Source organism: Aequorivita xiaoshiensis (assembly GCF_022008395.1).
GTDB lineage: Bacteria > Bacteroidota > Bacteroidia > Flavobacteriales > Flavobacteriaceae > Aequorivita > Aequorivita xiaoshiensis.
In genome coordinates this window covers 98,796-119,565 of the sequence record NZ_JAIRBB010000001.1, presented here as the reverse complement: position 1 = coordinate 119,565, position 20,770 = coordinate 98,796, and the positions used below count along the sequence as shown (strand labels likewise).

General features: G+C 34.5%; 22 protein-coding genes and 2 tRNA genes. 12 read left to right on the top strand and 12 right to left on the bottom strand.

Going from position 1 to position 20,770, the window contains the following annotated elements; translation table 11 throughout:
• The first annotated feature begins 119 nt into the window (after positions 1–119).
• The 4 genes from mutS (at position 120) to K8344_RS00505 (ending at position 3,799) form a co-directional block, all read left to right on the top strand.
• Complete coding sequence (mutS, locus tag K8344_RS00520) at positions 120–2,756, top strand: DNA mismatch repair protein MutS (protein WP_237606311.1); 2,637 nt, start codon at positions 120–122, stop codon at positions 2,754–2,756.
• 184 nt (positions 2,757–2,940) lie between these two features.
• A tRNA-Gly gene (locus tag K8344_RS00515) sits at positions 2,941–3,013 on the top strand.
• A gap of 63 nt (positions 3,014–3,076) precedes the next feature.
• Positions 3,077–3,160: transfer RNA gene (locus tag K8344_RS00510), tRNA-Leu, on the top strand.
• A gap of 132 nt (positions 3,161–3,292) precedes the next feature.
• On the top strand, positions 3,293–3,799 hold the full coding sequence (locus K8344_RS00505) for a hypothetical protein (RefSeq protein ID WP_237606310.1): 507 nt from the start codon (positions 3,293–3,295) through the stop codon (positions 3,797–3,799).
• Between the two features lie 76 nt (positions 3,800–3,875).
• Here the strand turns inward: K8344_RS00505 and K8344_RS00500 are convergent, their stop codons facing one another.
• Genes K8344_RS00500 through K8344_RS00490 form a run of 3 tightly spaced genes read right to left on the bottom strand, consistent with a single transcriptional unit; the run spans position 3,876 to position 6,236 of the window.
• Positions 3,876–4,136, bottom strand: a complete 261-nt coding sequence (locus tag K8344_RS00500) for a hypothetical protein (protein ID WP_237606309.1) — start codon at positions 4,134–4,136, stop codon at positions 3,876–3,878.
• Positions 4,137–4,188: 52 nt separating this feature from the next.
• A complete protein-coding gene (locus K8344_RS00495; protein WP_237606308.1) occupies positions 4,189–4,956 on the bottom strand; it encodes a TIGR03915 family putative DNA repair protein in 768 nt (255 codons plus the stop codon).
• Positions 4,953–6,236: a putative DNA modification/repair radical SAM protein gene (locus K8344_RS00490; protein ID WP_237606307.1), complete on the bottom strand. Its 1,284-nt coding sequence runs from the start codon at positions 6,234–6,236 to the stop codon at positions 4,953–4,955. Before K8344_RS00490 ends, K8344_RS00495 begins: the two co-directional genes overlap by 4 nt.
• A gap of 100 nt (positions 6,237–6,336) precedes the next feature.
• Between K8344_RS00490 and K8344_RS00485 the strand changes: the two genes are divergently transcribed.
• Positions 6,337–7,104 carry a LexA family transcriptional regulator gene (locus K8344_RS00485; RefSeq protein WP_237606306.1) on the top strand — a complete coding sequence of 256 codons (768 nt, stop codon included), beginning with the start codon at positions 6,337–6,339 and terminating at the stop codon, positions 7,102–7,104.
• Positions 7,105–7,156: 52 nt separating this feature from the next.
• Here K8344_RS00485 and K8344_RS00480 read toward each other — a convergent pair whose 3' ends face one another.
• The 3 genes from K8344_RS00480 to K8344_RS00470 all read right to left on the bottom strand — a co-directional run bounded on the left by K8344_RS00480 (position 7,157) and on the right by K8344_RS00470 (position 8,989).
• The gene (locus K8344_RS00480) at positions 7,157–7,405 is read right to left on the bottom strand and encodes a hypothetical protein (protein WP_237606305.1); all 249 of its coding nucleotides are present in this window, start codon (positions 7,403–7,405) and stop codon (positions 7,157–7,159) included.
• A 50-nt stretch (positions 7,406–7,455) separates the two neighbouring features.
• On the bottom strand, positions 7,456–7,671 hold the full coding sequence (locus K8344_RS00475) for a hypothetical protein (protein ID WP_237606304.1): 216 nt from the start codon (positions 7,669–7,671) through the stop codon (positions 7,456–7,458).
• Positions 7,672–7,825: 154 nt separating this feature from the next.
• Positions 7,826–8,989 carry a 3-deoxy-D-manno-octulosonic acid transferase gene (locus K8344_RS00470; protein WP_338144576.1) on the bottom strand — a complete coding sequence of 388 codons (1,164 nt, stop codon included), beginning with the start codon at positions 8,987–8,989 and terminating at the stop codon, positions 7,826–7,828.
• 212 nt (positions 8,990–9,201) lie between these two features.
• On the opposite strand from K8344_RS00470, the gene K8344_RS00465 reads away from it, so the two are divergent.
• The 3 genes from K8344_RS00465 (at position 9,202) to K8344_RS00455 (ending at position 11,773) form a co-directional block, all read left to right on the top strand.
• A complete protein-coding gene (locus K8344_RS00465; protein ID WP_237606302.1) occupies positions 9,202–10,362 on the top strand; it encodes a DegT/DnrJ/EryC1/StrS family aminotransferase in 1,161 nt (386 codons plus the stop codon).
• A gap of 33 nt (positions 10,363–10,395) precedes the next feature.
• Positions 10,396–11,418, top strand: a complete 1,023-nt coding sequence (gene galE, locus K8344_RS00460; RefSeq protein WP_237606301.1) for a UDP-glucose 4-epimerase GalE — start codon at positions 10,396–10,398, stop codon at positions 11,416–11,418.
• Between the two features lie 163 nt (positions 11,419–11,581).
• A complete protein-coding gene (locus tag K8344_RS00455; RefSeq protein ID WP_237606300.1) occupies positions 11,582–11,773 on the top strand; it encodes a hypothetical protein in 192 nt (63 codons plus the stop codon).
• Between the two features lie 82 nt (positions 11,774–11,855).
• Here the strand turns inward: K8344_RS00455 and K8344_RS00450 are convergent, their stop codons facing one another.
• A complete protein-coding gene (locus K8344_RS00450) occupies positions 11,856–12,323 on the bottom strand; it encodes a hemerythrin domain-containing protein (RefSeq protein WP_237606299.1) in 468 nt (155 codons plus the stop codon).
• A 168-nt stretch (positions 12,324–12,491) separates the two neighbouring features.
• On the opposite strand from K8344_RS00450, the gene K8344_RS00445 reads away from it, so the two are divergent.
• Positions 12,492–12,836, top strand: a complete 345-nt coding sequence (locus tag K8344_RS00445; RefSeq protein WP_237606298.1) for a cupin domain-containing protein — start codon at positions 12,492–12,494, stop codon at positions 12,834–12,836.
• Positions 12,837–12,893: 57 nt separating this feature from the next.
• Complete coding sequence (locus K8344_RS00440) at positions 12,894–14,219, top strand: D-serine ammonia-lyase (RefSeq protein WP_237606297.1); 1,326 nt, start codon at positions 12,894–12,896, stop codon at positions 14,217–14,219.
• A gap of 113 nt (positions 14,220–14,332) precedes the next feature.
• On the opposite strand, the gene K8344_RS00435 is transcribed toward K8344_RS00440, so the two are convergent.
• The 4 genes from K8344_RS00435 to K8344_RS00420 form a co-directional block, all read right to left on the bottom strand.
• Entirely contained in the window at positions 14,333–15,376 is a 1,044-nt protein-coding gene (locus K8344_RS00435; RefSeq protein WP_237606296.1) for a hypothetical protein, read from the bottom strand.
• Between the two features lie 226 nt (positions 15,377–15,602).
• Positions 15,603–16,484, bottom strand: a complete 882-nt coding sequence (gene fabD / locus K8344_RS00430) for an ACP S-malonyltransferase (RefSeq protein ID WP_237606295.1) — start codon at positions 16,482–16,484, stop codon at positions 15,603–15,605.
• Positions 16,485–16,587: 103 nt separating this feature from the next.
• Positions 16,588–17,442: a fructosamine kinase family protein gene (locus tag K8344_RS00425; RefSeq protein ID WP_237606294.1), complete on the bottom strand. Its 855-nt coding sequence runs from the start codon at positions 17,440–17,442 to the stop codon at positions 16,588–16,590.
• 30 nt (positions 17,443–17,472) lie between these two features.
• Positions 17,473–18,918 carry a M28 family peptidase gene (locus K8344_RS00420; RefSeq protein WP_237606293.1) on the bottom strand — a complete coding sequence of 482 codons (1,446 nt, stop codon included), beginning with the start codon at positions 18,916–18,918 and terminating at the stop codon, positions 17,473–17,475.
• Between the two features lie 167 nt (positions 18,919–19,085).
• Between K8344_RS00420 and K8344_RS00415 the strand changes: the two genes are divergently transcribed.
• The gene (locus K8344_RS00415) at positions 19,086–19,634 is read left to right on the top strand and encodes a sigma-70 family RNA polymerase sigma factor (RefSeq protein ID WP_237606291.1); all 549 of its coding nucleotides are present in this window, start codon (positions 19,086–19,088) and stop codon (positions 19,632–19,634) included.
• 6 nt (positions 19,635–19,640) lie between these two features.
• Positions 19,641–19,895 carry a hypothetical protein gene (locus K8344_RS00410; RefSeq protein WP_237606289.1) on the top strand — a complete coding sequence of 85 codons (255 nt, stop codon included), beginning with the start codon at positions 19,641–19,643 and terminating at the stop codon, positions 19,893–19,895.
• Here K8344_RS00410 and K8344_RS00405 read toward each other — a convergent pair.
• Positions 19,892–20,710 (bottom strand): UbiA prenyltransferase family protein, encoded by an 819-nt coding sequence (locus tag K8344_RS00405; protein WP_237606287.1) that lies wholly within the window; start codon positions 20,708–20,710, stop codon positions 19,892–19,894. The two genes, K8344_RS00410 and K8344_RS00405, sit on opposite strands and share 4 nt — an antisense overlap.
• Positions 20,711–20,770 lie beyond the last annotated feature (60 nt).

Here is a 20,770-nt window from a genome sequence, read left to right as displayed (position 1 = left end):
CGACGTGAATTTTCCATAATTTCACTTTATTGTTGATAAAACAAAATAATTCATATTCACTTCATTTTAAAGAAAACTGCAATTTCGTTACTTTTATCGGTTAAAGAATAATTAGCGTTATGGCGAAGAAGGTTACTCCATTAATGAAGCAGTACAACAATATTAAGGCTAAGTATCCAGATGCTTTGCTGTTGTTTCGTGTAGGGGATTTCTATGAAACCTTTGGTGAAGATGCTATCCGTGCTGCCAAAATATTAAACATTACGCTTACGGCTCGAAATAATGGTGGCGATAAGATGGAGCTTGCAGGATTTCCTCATCATTCATTAAATACGTATTTGCCAAAGTTGGTTATGGCCGGTTGTCGTGTGGCAATTTGTGATCAATTGGAAGATCCAAAAATGACCAAGACAATTGTAAAACGCGGGGTTACCGAATTGGTTACTCCAGGTGTTGCCTTTAACGATGATATTCTTCAATCAAAATCAAATAACTTTTTGGCTGCGGTGCATTTCGGTCCTTCAAAAGGGTCGGCTAAATCACAAAATATTGGAGTTTCCTTTTTAGATGTTTCTACAGGTGAATTTTTAGTTTCCGAAGGCCCGGCAGAATATGTAGATAAATTACTTCAGAACTTTAGCCCTTCTGAAGTGCTCTTTTCAAAACAGAAACGCAAGCATTTTGCTGAAACTTTTGGAAATGAATATCACGTGTTTCATCTTGAGGACTGGATTTTTCAAGGAGACTATTCTTTTGAAACCCTAACAAAGCATTTCAATACCAAAAACTTAAAAGGCTTTGGAGTTGATCATTTAGAAGAAGGGATTGTTGCTGCAGGAGCTGCGCTTCATTATTTAAGTGAAACTAGACACACCAAGCTTCAGCATATTTCAAGGTTGTCTAGGATAGCCGAAGACGAATATGTTTGGATGGATCGATTTACAATTCGCAATTTAGAGTTATATCACTCCACACAACAAAATGCTGTGACCCTTTTGGATGTTATAGACAAAACTATTTCACCAATGGGTGGAAGGCTTTTAAAACGTTGGATGGCGCTGCCACTGAAAAACGTTGAAAAAATAAATAGACGCCACGAAGTTGTTAGTTTTCTACTTGACAATCCTGCAGTTTTAGAGAAAATTCAACAATACACAAAGCGGATTAACGATTTGGAGCGACTGATTTCTAAAGTTGCCACTGCTAAGGTAAATCCGCGAGAGGTTATTCAGTTAAAAAACTCTTTGGAAGCCATTGTGCCTATTAAAGCACTATCCTTAAATTCAAAGAACGAATCGTTAAAAATTATTGGCGAGCAATTACACGATTGTGAACTGCTTCGAAATAAAATTAAAGAAACACTTTTTGAGGAAGCACCTGTTAATGTTGCTAAAGGAAATGTTATTGCAGAAGGATTTTCAGAAACACTTGACGACCTTCGTAATATATCGGTAAATAGTAGGGGATATTTAGATGAAATGCTAGAGCGTGAAACCAATCGCACAGGTATTTCTTCTCTTAAAATAGGTTCAAATAATGTTTTTGGATATTATATTGAAGTTAGAAATACGCATAAAGACAAAGTTCCAGCAGAGTGGATACGCAAGCAAACTCTTGTAAATGCTGAACGTTATATAACCGAAGAACTTAAAGAATACGAGGCTAAAATTCTTGGTGCTGAAGAAAAAATCTTAGCTCTAGAACAAGAGTTTTTTGCAAAGTTAGTAGAGTGGATGCTAGAATATATAGCTTCAGTACAGCAAAACGCCGCCTTGATAGCGCAATTAGACTGTCTGTGCTCTTTCGCAACTCAGGCTAAAGAAGCGAACTATAGTCGTCCGCTGCTTGATAATTCCTTCGATTTAGAAATAAAAGACGGACGTCACCCAGTTATTGAAAGGCAACTACCACCCGATTCCCCTTATATCGCAAACGATGTTTTCTTAGACCGGGAATCTCAACAAATTATTATGATTACCGGTCCTAATATGAGTGGTAAATCTGCAATACTTAGGCAAACAGCTTTAATAGTGTTATTGGCGCAGATGGGGAGTTTTGTTCCTGCATCGGCTGTTAGGATGGGTTGTGTAGATAAAATTTTTACCAGAGTAGGGGCTAGCGATAATATTTCGATGGGCGAATCTACTTTTATGGTTGAAATGAATGAAACGGCAAGTATTTTAAATAACTTATCGGAGCGCAGTTTAATTCTATTAGATGAAATTGGACGTGGTACTAGTACTTATGATGGAATATCGATTGCATGGGCTATTAGTGAATACTTACACGAGCATCCTTCTCGCGGGAAAACACTTTTTGCTACGCATTATCACGAGTTGAATGAAATGACCGAAACTTTTGAGCGAATCAAAAATTTCAATGTCTCGGTGAAGGAATTAAAAGACAATGTGCTTTTTCTGCGAAAATTGATTCCTGGTGGTAGTCATCACAGTTTTGGGATACACGTTGCGAAAATGGCTGGAATGCCACAAACCGTCCTTCAGCGCGCAAATAAAATCTTAAAAAGGCTTGAAAAAAATCACGGATCGGAAGAATTGACTGAAGAAATGAAGTCTATTTCGCAAGATGAAATGCAATTGAGCTTTTTTAAATTAGACGATCCGCTGCTTGAAGAATTGCGTGAAGAAATATTAGATATTGATATTGATACACTTACGCCCGTGGAGGCTTTAATGAAGCTAAATGAAATTAAGCGAATGTTAGAGCGGAATGCGACGTTAAAAATAAAAAAGTAAATTTTAAAAATAATTTCTCAAAAAACACTTTGTGATTGAAGTAAAATTTATAAATTTGCCTCCGCTTTGAATAAGAAGTGAAGTTCATTAAAAATCTTGCGAAAATAACCTTCTCAAGTAAAATTGAGATAGTAGAGTGTCATTCAATTTTATTGGAGGTGCTTGTTTCGGTTTTTAAGAATACGCGAAAATAGCTCAGTTGGTAGAGCGCCACCTTGCCAAGGTGGAGGTCGCGGGTTCGAATCCCGTTTTTCGCTCAACTGAAATACCGTTTTTCGGTGTTTTTGTTAAGTCCAGGTTGTATTAGACAACCTTTTTAAGCTCGAGTGGTGGAATTGGTAGACACGCCGGACTTAAAATCCTGTGACCATTTGGTCGTGCGGGTTCAAGTCCCGCCTCGAGTACAAAATCCCCTTTGTTGTAAAACATTGGGGATTTTTTTTTATCTATTATTTATTAACCTTTTATTTCTCCTCAATTCTCCTCAATTCTCTTCAATTCCGTAAATTTGCCATTCATCAAAATGCTAAAAACTAATGGCTAATTTGATATTGAATATTCTTTCTCTTGGTACAAAACCATTCATCGAAAAACAGCGAAAGTTTCATAACTTAATCGTTGAATTTAGACATAGGTTTTCAAATCCACAGCGAGCTTCCATGGCTTTAGATGATATTAAGGAATTTTATGAAAAGTTAGACAACTTCGATTTCAACAATGTTTTCTTTAAAGATTACTATCAGGACTATATAGAAAACCTAAACAGATTTAGACCGACAGACAACAATCCCGATCTAACTTTTATACGAATAGCACTTACAGAGAATAAATGGAAACCAACCGAGCCATTGCCGGTATTTGTTCACCATTTAAAATATAAGAATAGACTAACTTCTGGGTTGTTTATTTCTCGTGAGAAAAAACTAAATCTCAAAAAAATTAAAGATACCAAGATTGTTACTGAAGAGAGCAGTAAGTCTGAATTGGATAAAAAATGGACTAGGATTCCAATTAGAGAAGAAAGAGAAAAGATGTTAAGATGATCTTTGATTAACCTATAATGCAAAAAAAAGCCTTTTCAATTAAGAAAAGGCTTAAATTTTATAGTAAATTTATTGCTTACTGACCGTCAGTTGCGTCTTCTACAGCATCTTTAGTGTCTTCAGCAGCATCTTCGATAGCATCTCCTGCATCTTCCATTGCATCTCCTGTTGCATCAACAGCGTCATCAATAGCGTCACCAGTGTTATCTAATGCGTTTTCAGTTTCAGTTTCAATAGACTCAGCAGTTTCGTCAACTTTTACTTCGGTAGTTTCTCTACAAGAGTAAACAGAAGCAACTAAAGCAAGAGCTGCAAGTGATAAAAATATTTTTTTCATTTTGGTAATGTATTAGTGATTAATAATGAGCAAAAGTAAGTAAAAAAATGATTCAAAATTTTTTTTCTGTTAAAAATTTCCAATACCGCTTAGGAATATGCTTAATATGTAGCTTTATATTCTTTCTTGAAACTATATTACTACTATTAAAGTAATTGAACCATAGCTTTTGAAACTCTATTTCTTCATAAGTAAAATATATAGAAGCTTTATCTCCTCTATTAATATCTTTAGCTAGCTCTAAGGTAATGGTCTGAACCTCTAATAAGTCGTAAAATATTCCATAATTTCTTTTTAAATCGTAAATCAACCACCTTTGATCTGCATATCTAGTTTTGAAGTGGCGTGCATTTAGAGGTAAAACATCAAAATCTGGTTCTACTGTAGCGAAGTATATTCCGTCCTTAGTAAGTTGAAATCGTACAAATGCATCCATCCTGTGTTTTTCTCGGTCTACCTTTTTTACGGTTTTTTCTATATGTAGAATTTCCGAATCGGTAAAATCATTTTCTATACTTACACTTGCGGATAACGCTTTTCTTATATAATAAAGAATAGTATTTTCAATTTTTAAGGTTTCACTTAAAAATGCTTTGTAAAGCTTAGTCTTCGCTTTAGGTGATAATTTCTTAGACAAGCCTTGCCAGACTCGCTTGGCTTTTTTTGGTTCAGAAAGTATTGCTATGCTATGGTCGAAAAAGTTAGGTTCGTAATGCTTATCTTTTATAATTGAAACCTCTTTTAATTTGTGTTCATAAACATAAAACACAACTGATAATAGACCTTCAAAAGAACCGTCGTATTTTAAAATAGTTTTCACGCAGATAGTGTATTGTGATTGTCGAAAAGGCTTAATTGATTGCTTAAAGTTGCCGAAAACTTAGAATTTGAGTTTGATAGAATTATGCTTTTGAGTTGGGCGGAGGTTCTATCCTTTGTTTCAAAAGTAGTAGAATCGCAAATAATAAAATATTTAGCTCGGTTTAAGGAAGCTCCAATAGATTTTAAGTTTTCCCAATTTAATTTTCGATATCTGCGTGCCTTGATAATTTTATTTACAGATTTTAGCCCTAAGCCTGGCACGCGTAATAACATTCTCTTATCAGCTTTATTGACATCAATAGGAAATTGATCTAGATTTCTTAATGCCCAACTTAGTTTTGGATCTATATCCGACTCTAGATTTGGATGTTCTTTGTTTAACAGTTCACGAACGTCAAATCCATAAAATCGAAGAAGCCAATCGGTTTGATAGAGTCTGTTTTCGCGTAAGATTGGAACAGCAGATCCGATTGTGGGAAGGCGATTGTCATTACTAATTGGAACGTAGCCGGAATAATAAACTCGCTTTAGGTTAAACGATTTGTAAAAATATGCTGAAGTGTACATTATTTCAGCATCGGTTTCGCCACTAGCCCCAACTATCATTTGAGTGCTTTGGCCAGCAGGTGCGTAAATGGGAACTCTTTTTAGAAGTTTCTTTTCATTTTTATACTGAATGATTTCATTTTTCACCTTTTCCATAGGTTTTATGAAATCCTTTCTATCCTTTTCAGGTGCAAGTAGTTTTAAGCCTTTTTCCGTTGGAATCTCAATATTTACCGACAGCCTATCTGCATAAAGTCCGGCTTCCCGCATCAATTCATCACTAGCCCCGGGTATAGATTTTAAATGAATATAACCGTTGAAATTTTCTTCTTGCCTGAGCTTTTTTGCCACTGCAATTAATCGCTCCATGGTGTAATCGGCATTCTTGAAAATTCCACTGCTTAGAAATAGGCCTTCTATATAATTACGTCTGTAAAAATTAATGGTTAGATCAACAACTTCTTGAACCTTAAAAGCAGCTCGTTTTATATCGTTACTTTTTCGAGTTACACAGTAAGCGCAATCAAAAATGCAGTGATTGGTTAAGAGTATTTTTAATAAGGAAACACATCTACCGTCTTCGGTATAGCTATGGCATATTCCCATGCCGTTGCTATTGCCTAAACCTTTATTTGAGTTCTTTCTATTACTACCGCTAGAGGAGCAGGAAACGTCATATTTTGCTGCGTCTGCTAGTATTTCTAACTTTTCGTTTATTCTTTTAAAATCCATACAATATTGGAATATTGCCAAAATTAAGGAAATAATCCTAGAATATAGGGTAAAATCCAAATTTAATTTGGATATATTCCAAAATGAAGTATATTTGTGTATGGAATCTAAACTAACAATTGAGGCACAGCGCTTTAAGAAAATTCGCGAAGAACAAAGACACACGCAGCAATCGTTTGCTGAACTTTTAGATATTGGGTCTACCACCGCTGATATTGAGCGTGGTAAAACAAAAATTACTGGTAAAGTAGTAATGGAGTTAATGGCACAATTTAATATTAATCCGTTGTGGCTTTACGGCAAGAGTTATGAGAAGCACATCGATTCTTCTCGAGGAGATGTTAGTCCAAAGGTTATCACTTTGGATACAGATGGCAATGACAGTATAATTTTGGTAAATCAAAAAGCTGCAGCTGGATATCCTAACAATATTCAGGATACAGGCTGGTATCAAACTTTACCCGCATTTAATATTCCTTTGCCAGAATATAGAAATGCCTCATATAGAGGTTTTCAGGTAGAAGGAGATAGTATGTTGCCAAATATAAAACCTAATGAATGGGTTTTGGGTAGGGCAGTAGCAAGCATTAATGAAGCTACCGATTCAAAAATTTATATTGTTGTTTTAAGAGATTCTGTACTAGTAAAAAAATTACAGAAGATACCAGGAAACCCTCAGTCTATTAGGCTAATTTCACTAAACGAAAGTTATTTACCTATAGAAGTAAAAGTAAGAGATATTCAAGAGCTTTGGATGGTGAATAGTAAGTTGAGCTTCGGTGTAGATGAGCCTTCAGAAAGTAGTTTACTGAGACAATTGCAGCAGTCTATGGACGAATTAAAAGGACAAATAAGTGGGTTGAAATAATAAAGGATGCCCATTTCTAGGCATCCTTAAAATTGTTTAGGTTAGATAAAAATTAGTTTCTATCCTTTACCTTAATTTTGGTATCACCGTCTTCGTCGGTTTTAATTTTCACCTTTTCGTCTTCGGTTTTCATCTTAATCTTGTCTCCGTCGTCTTTTACTTTAATATCTGCATCCTTATCTTGCATGTCCTCAATTAAAGATTCTTCTAAAGTTTCTTCTTTAGTTTCTTGATCTCTACAAGATGTAAGAGAAACTGTTAAGAATCCTGCAAATAAGGCAATCATTGTTAATTTTTTCATCGTTTGATTTAGTTTTAGTTAGTGATTAGTATGTTAAGGTTACAAAGTGATTAGTCGTTTCCGATTTCATCAATTGTTTTGTCTATTTCTTCATTTACTTCTTTATCTACTTTTTTAGCGGCTCTTTCTAAAATCCCCTCGTTGTCTGTTTTTTCAGGAGTTCCAACTTCTACTTCGCGAATTACTTCTTTGGTTTCAGTTTTAGTTTCACGACAAGAACCAAGTGCCACAGCAGATATAGCAAATAATGTAAATAATTTTTTCATATATAGGTTTAATTAGATTGTTGGGACAAATCTAAGGGAATTAGAAATACGCCTATGGTAATTAAATACTAAAAATTGTGAAAGAATTGCTAATTAAATAAGAAGATTCATGTAAAAGTGCAATGAAATTTGTGAAAAAAATGAAGGTTTAGCTTTAATGTTTATTAATATAATCCATTACTTTATTAGTGGCTCCAGTGTTTGCGTTAACAAAGTGCCCACTGATCATTCCTGTTTTTTTTCTATAGTTTGCGTCAGAGACCAACTTGGTTAAAACATCACTAAGTTCTCGGGGATTTGAAATTGAAAACAGGCCAGCTAAATTACGGAGACGTATGGCTTCTGGGAACTCATTGTAATTCTTTCCAATTATAATAGGCAGACCAAAAGTTGCTGGTTCTAAAATGTTATGTAATCCAGTTGTACCCATAGCACCGCCTACATAGGCGATATCTGCATAGCTGTATAATTTTGTAAGAAGGCCAATGCAATCAATTATTAACACGGAGTAGTCAACAAGATTAACATCGTCTTTCTGCGAATGAAGAATAACCTTGTGTTTGTATAGTTTTTCAGTAAACGCTTCAATTTTACTTTGTTCAATTTTATGTGGCGCAATAATAAATTTCACATTTCTTGGTGCGAAATTTATATAATCTACAAGAACAGCTTCATCTTCTGGCCAAGTACTCCCGCAAACAACGCAAAGTGAGTCGCCTTTAAATTCCTTAGCAAACTCTAGCGTATTGTTCATTTCAATTTGATGAGAAACTCGATCAAATCGTGTGTCACCACTTAAGGTTGTGTTTTTAAAACCTATACTTTTTAATAGTTTAACCGAATTTTCTTCTTGTAAGAAAAAGTGGTTGAAACTATTTAGTGCTTTCCGCATGAATCCGCCATAAGGTTTAAAAAAGATTTGATTTTCTCTGAATACTCCAGAAACAAGTAGGGTTGGGATGTTTTTCTTTTTTAATTGAAGAAGATAGTTTGGCCAGAACTCATATTTCACAAAAATTGAAAGCGATGGGTGTATAGCATTTATAAATCGCTTGGCATTTAAGGGTGTGTCCATCGGTAAATAAACAACTACATCTGCTAAAGGTGTGTTTTTCTTAATCTCATAACCTGAAGGTGAAAAGAAACTAATTATAATTTTGTAACCGGGTTTTGCCTTTTTCACCTCCTCCATAATCGGCACTCCCTGTTCAAATTCACCTAAGGATGCGCAGTGAAACCAAATAGTTTTATCGGAAGACGAGATGTTTTTATCAAGAATATCCAAAACATCTTTTCTGCCATCAACAAACAATTTCATTTTTTTGCTGAATAGCGCTACAATCCTCAACGCAAAGGAGGCTAGATAAATAATTAGGTTATATATAGTGTGCATCGCGTGTAAAAATACCAAAATTCGACTTCCAAATTCTAAAATATCCTCTCAATAATGGAAATAGGCAATAACTCGTTAAGTTGAAGTTTACAAACTTCATTTTTCGTAATTTTACAAATTCAATACTATTACAAAACATGAGAAAAATTCAAATGGTAGACCTTAAGGGTCAGTATAAAAATATTAAGGAGCGTGTAGACAGTTCTATTATGAATGTAATTGAAACTACAGCTTTCGTAAATGGTCCAGAAGTTCACCAATTTCAAAAGGAGTTTGAAGATTACCTTGGGGTAAAACACGTTATTCCTTGTGCAAATGGTACCGATGCTCTTCAAATTGCAATGATGGGTCTTGGCTTAATGCCTGGTGATGAGGTTATCACTGCCGATTTCACTTTTGCCGCAACTGTAGAGGTTATTGCACTTTTACAGTTAACTCCGGTTTTAGTTGATGTGGATCCGGTTAACTTCAATATTGACATTGAAGCAATAAAAAAAGCCATAACTCCTAAAACAAAAGCTATTGTTCCTGTACATCTTTTTGGTTTAGCGGCCAATATGGATGAAATTATGGAAGTTGCAAAAGAACACAATCTTTATGTAATCGAAGATAACGCCCAAGGAATTGGCGCAGATTATACTTCAAAAGATGGCACTAAGCAAAAAACTGGTACCATTGGGCATGTTGCTTCTACTTCATTTTTCCCTTCTAAGAACTTAGGATGTTACGGTGATGGGGGTGCAATCTTTACAAATGACGATGATTTGGCGCACATAATTCGCGGCATTGTAAATCATGGGATGTACGAACGTTATCACCATGATGTGGTAGGCGTTAATAGTAGATTAGATTCTATTCAAGCTGCTGTGCTTCGTGCAAAATTACCTCATTTAGATGACTATAATAAAGCTCGAAAAATTGCAGCTCAAAAATATTCTGAAGCTTTTAAAAATCATAAAAATATCATTACACCTACTGGCTGTGGAAATTGTTCGAATGAAGAAATAGACGGATGCAACTGTCATGTCTACCACCAATATACATTGAAAATTGTAGATGCAGATCGCGATGCTTTAGTAAAACATTTGAATGAAAAAGAAATTCCTTGCGGTGTTTATTACCCAATTCCATTACATCTTCAAAAGGCTTACCAAGATGAGCGTTATAAAGAGGAAGATTTTAAGGTTACCAATCAGTTAGTCAAAGAGGTTATTTCTTTACCAATGCATACCGAGCTTGATGATGAGCAGATAGATTATATCACAAAAACTGTGATCGAATTTATGGAAAATAATTAATAATGAAATAGCCTGAGTTACAGGAGTATAATTATGAAAAAAATATTAGTTACAGGAGGATTAGGATACATAGGTAGTCACACAGTAGTGGAGTTACAAAAAACAGGATATCAAGTAGTAATTATAGATAACTTATCCAATTCGTCATTGGACGTTTTGGAAGGTATTACAGATATCACTAAAACTCCACCCACTTTTGAACGTTTGGACCTTCGTGAGAAAGCAGCAGTATCCGATTTCTTTAAGCGCAATAATGATATTGAGGGTATTATTCACTTTGCAGCAAGTAAAGCTGTAGGGGAAAGTGTAGACAGACCGTTATTGTATTACGAAAATAATCTAAACACTCTTATTTATTTGCTTCAAGAGTGTAATACTCATCATATTAATAATTTTATTTTCAGTTCATCTTGCACTGTTTATGGTGAGCCAGATTCGTTACCAATTACTGAAGATGCTCCCGTAAAACCTGCAACTTCACCTTATGGTAATACCAAGCAAATTGCTGAGGAGATATTAAAAGACACTTGTTCTGTATCTTCTTTAAAAACTATTGCCCTTCGTTATTTCAACCCAATTGGAGCACACGAAACTGCGTTAATTGGAGAGCTACCTGCAGGAGTGCCACAAAATTTAGTCCCGTTTATCACTCAGACTGCGGCTGGAGTTCGCGAACAACTTTCAGTATTTGGTGACGATTATCCAACTGAAGATGGGAGCTGTATTCGCGATTATATTCATGTTGTAGATTTAGCAAAAGCACACGTTATTGCTTTAGAACGCCTTCTTTCAGAAAAAAACAAATCGAATTATGAAGTTTTCAATTTGGGTACAGGAAGAGGAAGCTCTGTGCTGGAGGTAGTGAATTCGTTTGAGAAAACTACAGGTGAAAAATTAAATTACAAAATTGTAGATCGTCGTCCAGGTGATGTTATTTCTGTTTATGCTGATACTAAAAAAGCGAATGAAGAATTAGGCTGGAAGGCACAAAAAACAATGGAAGAAGCCTTAGCGTCGGCCTGGAAGTGGGAGTGGAAAGTACGTGAAAATTCATAAAAACTTAAGGGTTTATAATAACGCTTATTTAAACTTAAGATAGGTTTAACGCTCATTTTTTGGAATTAGGAGCTGATTTTTGTTTCTTTGCACCCGAATAGTACTCTTGACTTCTGCTTCAAAATGAATACTTTGCGAGCTGAAGGGGGTCAAAAAATATATGATGAAGTTAGTTTCAGTGAAACGACAAACAAAAACAGAAAAACGATTTACACAAAAAATGGGAATGTTCACAACAAGTGTGATTTACATTAAAAAAACATTTTTAAGCATCCCTTTTAAAACATTACACAAATATCGAGAAACCTATTACGGTGAAATTAAAGATTGCGAAGATTGTGTTATAAGTGCTTAGAAGAATTTTAGATTCAAAAAGAACGCCGAATGATTTTAAATCATTCGGCATTTTTTATTCTAATTCATTTAAAATATGCACTTCAAACCTCCCAAAACCGGTCTGTCCACTCTTTATCCGAAAACTTTAATTGAGATTGCTTTTCCTCGATTTCCTTCCACGCCTCTTGGCTGGTAATATTTTGTATTTCTTGATATAATATCCGCTCTTCAAAGCCTATATAGGTAATTAGTTCCTCTTCAATTTTATGAAAAATTGTATTGAGACTGGAGGTCTCATCAAACAATCGATTTAGTCGTCTGTGATTGGCAATTGCCCTTTTCACACGAACATTATTATTCCCTAGAATTGGAAAAATAAGTTCTTGTTCAATTTCGAAATGTGGATCTAGATAAGTTTCTTTAAACCAATCGATATAACTCTTAATCCGCTTACTATTAATTTTTCTTTGAAGCCCTTCTCTTATTCGTTCACAAAAAAGAATCACCTCATCGTGTTCTTTAATAAGTGGTGTAAGTGATAAATATTTATTTTCGATTCCGTACTGCATACTTTTTTCTAATCATTCTTAAACATTAAGCAAATTTCATAAAACTGATTTTTGATAGTTATGAGGTTAATCATAAGTGGAAAACTTGTTGTTTTAATTTAGGACAATAAGGTAATTTTATTTAATTTTGAATGATTCTAAATAACAAAATTAAAAAATGTATTAATTATGAAACTAGCATCACTTATAGACAATCTAGAATACAATGAAAACAGACCAGCGATTCAGGTTTTAATAGATACCGATTCAGGGAAGGAAATCAGGATTACTTTTAAGGAAGGTCAGGTAATGAAAGAGCACAAAACGCCATACCCAATTGTGGTGGAAATTTTTGAAGGTGCCATAGATTTTGGGGTAAATGGGACAATCCATAATTTAAAGAAAGGTGATTTAGTTGCCCTTGAAGGAGGGGTGCCACACGATTTAAAAGCTCTTAAAACAAGTACTGTTAGGTTGAGCTTAAACAAAGCTGATTCAGCTACTCGAGTAGAAGGTGTAGCCGAAAATTCATAATTGCTATTCTATTTAGATATTAAATTATCACCGGTTTTCTTATAAAAACTAGGAAAAATGTATTCATCAAATAAAATAGATTCATTTGTAGAAAAGTCGCCAATTCTCAAGGAAGTAATCGACTTAAAACCTGTGGTTTGGCTTAACGACAAAAAGAAACGCTGTTCTGAAATGCCTGAATTTCTTATTAAAATGAAGGATATTCAGGCTGCGGAAAGATTGTGGAAACGATTTGCTCCCTTTTTTGTTAAAGCTTTTCCAGAAACTGAAGCTACAAACGGCATCCTTGAATCTCCTTTAAAGGAAATTCATAAGATGAAAGAGCTTTTAAACTATGGGTCTCCAAAAATTGAAGGTCGTCTATTTATGAAATGTGATAATGCCTTACCTATTGCTGGTTCTATTAAGGCTAGAGGAGGTTTTTTTGAAGTTTTACACCATGCAGAAGAATTAGCATTAAAAGCTGGCATCTTAAATAGGGAAGATGGCTATGAGGTTTTCCTTTCTAATAAGTTCAGGCAGTTTTTTAGCAAATATAAAATAGGAGTTGGCTCTACAGGCAACCTCGGGTTGAGTATTGGAATAATTAGTGCGAAGCTAGGGTTTCAAGTAACGGTTTATGTTTCTGCGGATGCTAAACTTTGGAAAAAAGATTTGTTGCGCTCCAAAGGAGTTAAAGTAGTAGCGTTTGCAGGAGATTTTAGTGAAGCAATTTTAGCCGGAAGAGAAAAAACAAAAGCCGATCCATTGGCTTATTTTGTTGATGATGAAAATTCTAAAAAACTGTTTTTAGGCTATACAGTTGGGGCGCTTCGATTGGCGGAACAATTAAAAAAAGCTAATATTAAGGTGAACGATTCACATCCGTTATTTGTATATTCTCCTTGTGGTGTTGGTGGATCTCCCGGAGGAACTGCCTTTGGGTTAAAACAAATTTTCGGCGATAATGTACATTGTTTCTTTGTAGAACCTACGCATTCACCTGCGGTGTTAACAGGCTTGGTTACTGGTGAAATGAGTAATATTCGTGTGCAGGATATTGGGATAGACAATAAAACTGAGGCCGATGGCTTAGCTGTAGGGCGTCCTTCAAAATTTGCAACTTCGGTTAGTGAATATTTAATTAGTGGTATTTATACTCTTGAAGATAATTGTCTCTTTATACTATTAAGTCAATTGATGGACACTGAAAAAATATTTCTAGAGCCTTCCGCTACTGCTGGTTTAAATGGTCCGCAGACGATTGCAAAAACCGGATATGCCGAAAAGAATAATATCAATATGAATAATGTCACCCATATTGTTTGGGCTACAGGTGGTGACTTAGTACCAGATTTTGAAAGAAAAGAGTTTTATAAAAGAGGTAAGAGTATTGCAAAGTAAATCTTAATGTATTTACAAAAAAAAGCGAGAGAAACTTTGTTTCTGCTCGCTTTTTATGTGAAGGCCCCCTCAACCTTCAAATCTGTACTATGGCTAATTCTATAAAGGGTTTATTAATCTATAAGTTCTATTCCAAAGACATAATCGTTGAATACCTGAGTGTTTGAAATTGAATTTGCTACTAAATCAATTTCAAAATAATTGGTTTGTACAGTATTTCCGTTAGCCAAAGAAGTGAGGTAGTAAGTCTTGTTGCATTCACTATAAACTGTAGAATAAAATTCAGTATTTATATTTGTCGGTATTGAAAGTAAATCTGTATACGTTCCATTAGTAGGATCTATTTTTACAATTTTTCTCGAGTTAATATCGGGCATATCCATTAATGCTAACAGTCCTAAGCTTTCAGAATATTCTAATCCGATAAATCTCACAAAATCTGTATTTGAAAATGACGGATATAAATCAACATGAGAGCTAGTATTATTAGATGTATTCACGGTTATCAAGTTCGTTCCTGAAACAAAATACAGTTCGTTAACACCATTTGAAGCTGCACTCATAGATTCTACGTGGAAGAAACTGTTATTGTTAAAAGTGGTGTTCGACGCTGGAATTGTAAGTGCTGCACTCGTAGTTCCATTGTTCATATTAAATGGCTTTATGGAAAAGTGATTGTCGATTCCAGAATTTGCGTAACCAGCGTTTGAAACTTCAATTACATAACTTTCTCCACCAACAATTATAGGTGCAGCTATATTTGATGGGGTAGTAAATTCCTGTCCTGTCCCAGTGTTTGTATTGAAAGTGAAATATTTTCCAGCTCTTGTTACAAGCATACCGTGTAGCTCACTATCATCATTATATAAGGAAGTACTTGTAGGTAATTGGAATGTGAGATTGGTATTGGTGGTTAAGCTTCCCTCATAAATAGGAGTCGTGGTGTTTAGATTGTTTATTAGAAAAGAATTGTAATCTATAACAGCATTTACGTTGTTGTCGAATACTGTATTTAAAACCAGTAATTTTTTATTGTAATTGAAACATGGTGAATTGTTTGAGTCATCGTTTATAGTACAGTCATCATCAGAAGAGCAATTAGTAAATATTAAACAAGTTAGAACTGCAAGGCTGAAAATTGATAAAAAAGTTTTCATAGTATTGATATTTTGATGTTACAGTATTATATCAACACGAGTTATAAATTGTTACCCTTAAAAAATTAAATAAATAGAAAATTAATGGAATTCGATATCGCGTTAAAAATTATAGCCTTTAATATCTAGGCTTAGATTAATAACATTTGATAAGAAAAGGAATAAAAAAACGTCGAAGGAGACAGACCTTCGACGTTTGGGATTATTTTAAATATAAAGTTTTGCTTTACATTTCTGCTTTTTCAGTTTCTGCCGTACGGTCAATTTTCTTCACTAGCCCTTGTAATACATTTCCTGGTCCAACTTCTATAAATTTTGTTGCGCCATCTTTAATCATATTCTGAATGCTTTGAGTCCATTTCACTGGGGCTGTAAGTTGAAATATAAGATTTTTCTTTATTATAGAAGGGTCTGTAACTGCGAATGTTGACACGTTTTGATAGATAGGACAAGCTGGAGCTGTAAATTGAGTAGCTTCAATGGCAGCAGCAAGTTCTTCTCTTGCCGGCTCCATTAATGGGCTGTGGAACGCACCACCTACTGGTAGGATTAATGCTCTACGTGCTCCTGCTTCTTTTAAACTTTCACAAGCTGTACCTACAGCATCAATTTCACCAGATATAACTAATTGTCCTGGACAATTGTAATTTGCAGCAACAACAATTCCTGGAGTATTTGCACAAATTTCTTCAACTAAATGATCTTCTAAGCCTAAAACAGCAGCCATAGTTGAAGGTGTTTGCTCGCAGGCTTTTTGCATGGCTAAAGCACGCTTGTAGACCAATTGCAACCCATCACTAAATGCTATGGTTCTATTTGCCACTAAAGCTGAAATTTCCCCTAATGAATGTCCGGCAACCATATCAGGTTGAAATCTATCGCCCATTACTTCTGCTAATATTGTAGAGTGTAAAAATATAGCTGGTTGTGTAACTTTTGTTTCCTTCAATTCGTCGGCAGAACCCTCAAACATGATTTTGGTAATGTGAAAGCCTAAGATTTCATTGGCTTGATTAAATAATTCTTTTGCTTTTGCAGAATTATCGTAAAGGTCTTTACCCATTCCAGTGAATTGAGCACCTTGTCCAGGGAAGATATATGCTTTCATGTAATTCGTTTTTTATTTGAGTTGCAAAAATAGGAATTAATTCTGCGATTTTACTTGCTATCCAAAAAGGATTGGTTGTGCGATAGGCGACACAGTTATTAAATCAAGAATATTTATTTAAAACTGAGTTCACTTTCGGTAAATAACTCCTTCCAAAAAGATTAAGATGCACGAGTAAGTAGTACAACTGCCAAAGAGAAACCCTATCTTCCCAACCTTTTTCTAAGGGAAAAATAGAATTGTAGTTGATGATTAATTCTTCTGAAAATCCTCCAAACAACTTCATCATTGCAATATCCATTTCACGAGGCGCAAATGCAACCGCGGGGTCTATTAAAACAGCTTGATTTTCTTTGCTAACCATATAATTGCCACTCCACAAATCGCCGTGAATTAAAGATGGTGCTTCATTTGGGATTATTTTGGAAATGTTTTTATAAAAGCTAGCCACCTTTTTAAACTGAAATCCATTTTCTGACGCCATATTAAATTGAGGCTCTAACCGATTACTTATATAAAATTCTGAAGCAGATTTGCTAAAGTTGTTTCTTTGAGGCAGACTACCTATATAGTTATCGTGGTCTAATCCAAAATTTGTTTGTGTTACCTGGTGAAGCTTTACTAAATTATCGGCAAAAGATTCCCAAAAACCAGCATTTGGTTCTCCACTTGAAATATATTCGATTAATAAATATGAGGTGTTTTCAATTTCTCCATTTGCTAAAACCTTAGGGATTTTAAAACTATTTGAACTGCTCAAATAATTTAAACCTTTTGCTTCAGCAGTAAACATTTTAGGGAATTTTGTAGAGTCATTCAATTTAACTACAAAATTCCCTTCTTTACATTTCAGTTGAAATACTTCGTTAATATCTCCACCAAAAAGTTGCTTAACCTCAATTAGAGTTAAGTTGTTTTGGGCCGTAATATTTTGAAATCTACTGATAAAAATAGCCAAGCTATTTAGGTGTCTTGATAATTACAAGAATTAATTTAGAATAAACTTTTTACTCAAGGTTCTACCGTTAGTAAAGTTGAATTTCACAATGTAAAAACCATTGTCTAAGGCTGTAAGGTTAACACTTCCAGATTGAGAACTTGCCTTTTCAGTGAAAACACTTTGTCCGCCTATGTTGTAGATAGAGATATCGCTAACGTTTGTAGTTAGATTGTTTAATCGGTAATTAAGTATGTTTTCATTTACAAATACAGCAATAGCGTTTTCGGAAAAATCATTTACAGACATTGTTTGTGGCTTGGCCGCTTCAATTAAGAATTGCAAGCCTAGTTTTGTAAATTTTGCTGAATGTTCAGGGGTGTCAAAAAAAGAATAAATATCTTCGTCTGTATGTATTTTTGGATTAGACTCGCTGAATTTAGCTTCAAAAGGAAATGCTGCTTCGTAACCATTGTTTGCCCAACTTGCATGATCTGAACAACCGTATCCACATTCGGTAAAGTTATAGGTAAAAGCGTGGTTACCGGTTCCGTTATAATGATCCATTAAATCAACCAAAAAGTTGTTTAAAGCGCTACTGTTGTACCAATCTGTAGAAATCCAAACATCTTCGTTAGAGCCATTATAGCCTGTCATGTCAAACTGAACGTAAGCCCCAACATTTATTCCATTACTTGCGTATTCTGAAGCAATTTCTTCCGATCCTACAAGTCCAATTTCTTCAGCAGCATAAGCCATAACTTCAATAGTGCGATTTGGAACAAACTCCTTTGCGATAAGCACACGAATCATTTCGTTTAAAGAAGAGATTCCTGAAGCATTATCATCGGCACCAGGAGCATCATTAATATCCCAAAATGAAGTTGAGTCTAAATGTCCACCAATAATAACATATTCATCTGGAGTATTGGCTCCATCAATAGTTAGAATTACAGAGGGCATTGGTGTGTTTTGATGATTGTAAATACGAGTGTGAATGTCGGTTCTGCCAGATTGTGCAATCATTGCATCCCATTTAGCTTTTAAGTCGTAAACAGATTGTTCGCCTTGAGATGTTTCATGATGACGTGTTCCGTAAGCTTGCAATTCTAGAATATCATCTTCTATGTTTTGGTTATTAACCAGATCTAGGCATTCATTTACTAAATCGGTTTCAGTAATGGTGTATTCTAAAAATGAATTTCTGTTTTGAACTCTGTTTAAAGCCTGAAGCGCTTTTTCTTTAGAAGGTCTAAAAATATATCCCGGACCGTGAATTTGAACGCTTTCGTGTATTTTGTGAGAAACTTCCTCTGTAAGATAAACAGCAGATTCGTTGCTTTTTGTTGCCAATATTTGAATGTCGTTTGGGTATAGCTGCTTAAATTTTAAAGCAGTCTCTCCACTCATTGTTGCGTAAAATGAATCGTTGTTTTGTGCAATTACGGCAGTTGCTAAAAAAAAGAATAAGATAAAGGTTGTTGTAAAGTTTTTCATTGGGAAGTTTGTACGTTAATTTACGTAAAATTAAAACTTTTAATGAATTTAATCTCCTAATAATGAAGTTTAAATTTTTTGACGTATCTTATGGTGTTAAATAAGAACTTAACTTTAGTCTAAATTAATATCCTCCTCTATTTTGAAAAAGATAAAACTTATATATAGTGGAAGTATTAAATCCGAGTAAGTGGGTAGATAACTACGCCGATTATCTTTACAATTATACAATTGTAAGGGTGAATGATGCTGTGATTGCGCAAGATTTAATTTCAGAAACTTTCCTAGCAGGATTAAGGTCCAAACACAATTTTAAAGGTGAGGCTAGTGAACGCACATGGCTCATTTCGATTTTAAAGCGGAAAATAATTGACTATTACCGGAAAAAAAACTCGAATAAAGGAAGGGCTGAGGTTCTTGTTTCATATAAGAGCGGTGATATAGAAGGTAACTGGCTTGAAGAAAATGCTGCGGATTTATTTGACAGGACTGCCGAAGATAGAATGGAGAATAACGAACTGGGTCTCGCCATTATAAAGTGCTTGAATAAACTACCAGTAAAACAAGGTGAAATCTTTAAAAAGAAAACAATCGAAAATCAAGATACGGACGTTCTTTGTAAAGAATACAATATTACTCCGTCTAATCTGTGGGTTATTATCCACAGAGCACGTAAGAATTTGATGGAGTGTTTGGAAAAAAACTGGTACAATTAATATTCTATGAAGTTATTTTTAAAATGTCGCGAAGCAGCATGTTTGTGTGACAAATATCAATATAAGGAGATTAGTATATCCGATAAGTTAAAGCTTAAACTACACCTTTTACTTTGTAAACTTTGTAACAAATATGCGAAGAAGAATCAAAAACTTACAAATACTTTAAAAGCTGTAGAAATTAAAACTCTTAATCCCGATAGTAAATTACAGTTAAAAGAGAAGCTTCAAAAAGAGCTAGCCGATAAGCTTAACACTTAGATTGTTTTAAAAGTGACATACATTACAAACCAAAGTATCGGTAAACCCTCTACCAAAAATGAAGAGAAATATCGCTTCTGGTCTTTTTTTGAAATAAATACAGCCAAACCTAGAATTATTGAGAATAATAGCAAACTTGTGATATAAGCAACTTCTGATGTTTTCTTAAAAAACTCAATAAATAAACTAAATGCTAACGCAGCTAAACCTGCATTTTTAGTGTTTTTAATGCCAATTTGTTGTGGGATAGTTTTTAAGGCTAACGCATCATATGGAATATCGCGAATTTCAAATGGTAAAATAAGCACAACTACAATTAAAAAACGTTGTATAAAAGTAAGAATCACATCAGTTGTGATTGCTAATTCTGAAGCTATAAATGGAATAATAACAGTTATTCCTGCCCAAACAAATGCAACTACAAATATTTTTAGTCCTGAAAACATTCGAAGACTTCTATGCTGAATAATAGGAACTGCATATAGCACCGTAGTGACGCCAAATAATGCGACAAAGAGTAATGTTGTAAATGAAAGGTGAAAGGCTAGAAAAATCCACAGCAGAAAGCAAATTGCAGAAAAAACTTGAATCGCCCGTAAAGAATTGGTAAGACTTCTATGATGTAATCCTGCTATTGAAGCGTATTTTACAAAATTGTAAGCCGATATTGTTCCAAGAAAAATAAAGGCTGAGGTGGTAATTGGTGGTTTAAAGTTATACTCTAAAGCGGTTATGAAAAAGAAGGCTAAAACAGCTAAAGCAACGTGTATGCTGCTGCTTATATAAAACCTGAAAACATCCCTCAGAAAATTCATGGTTTCAAATTTAGGCAAACTGTTAGTAACCTATTGATTTAGTTGAAAAATTAAATTTTT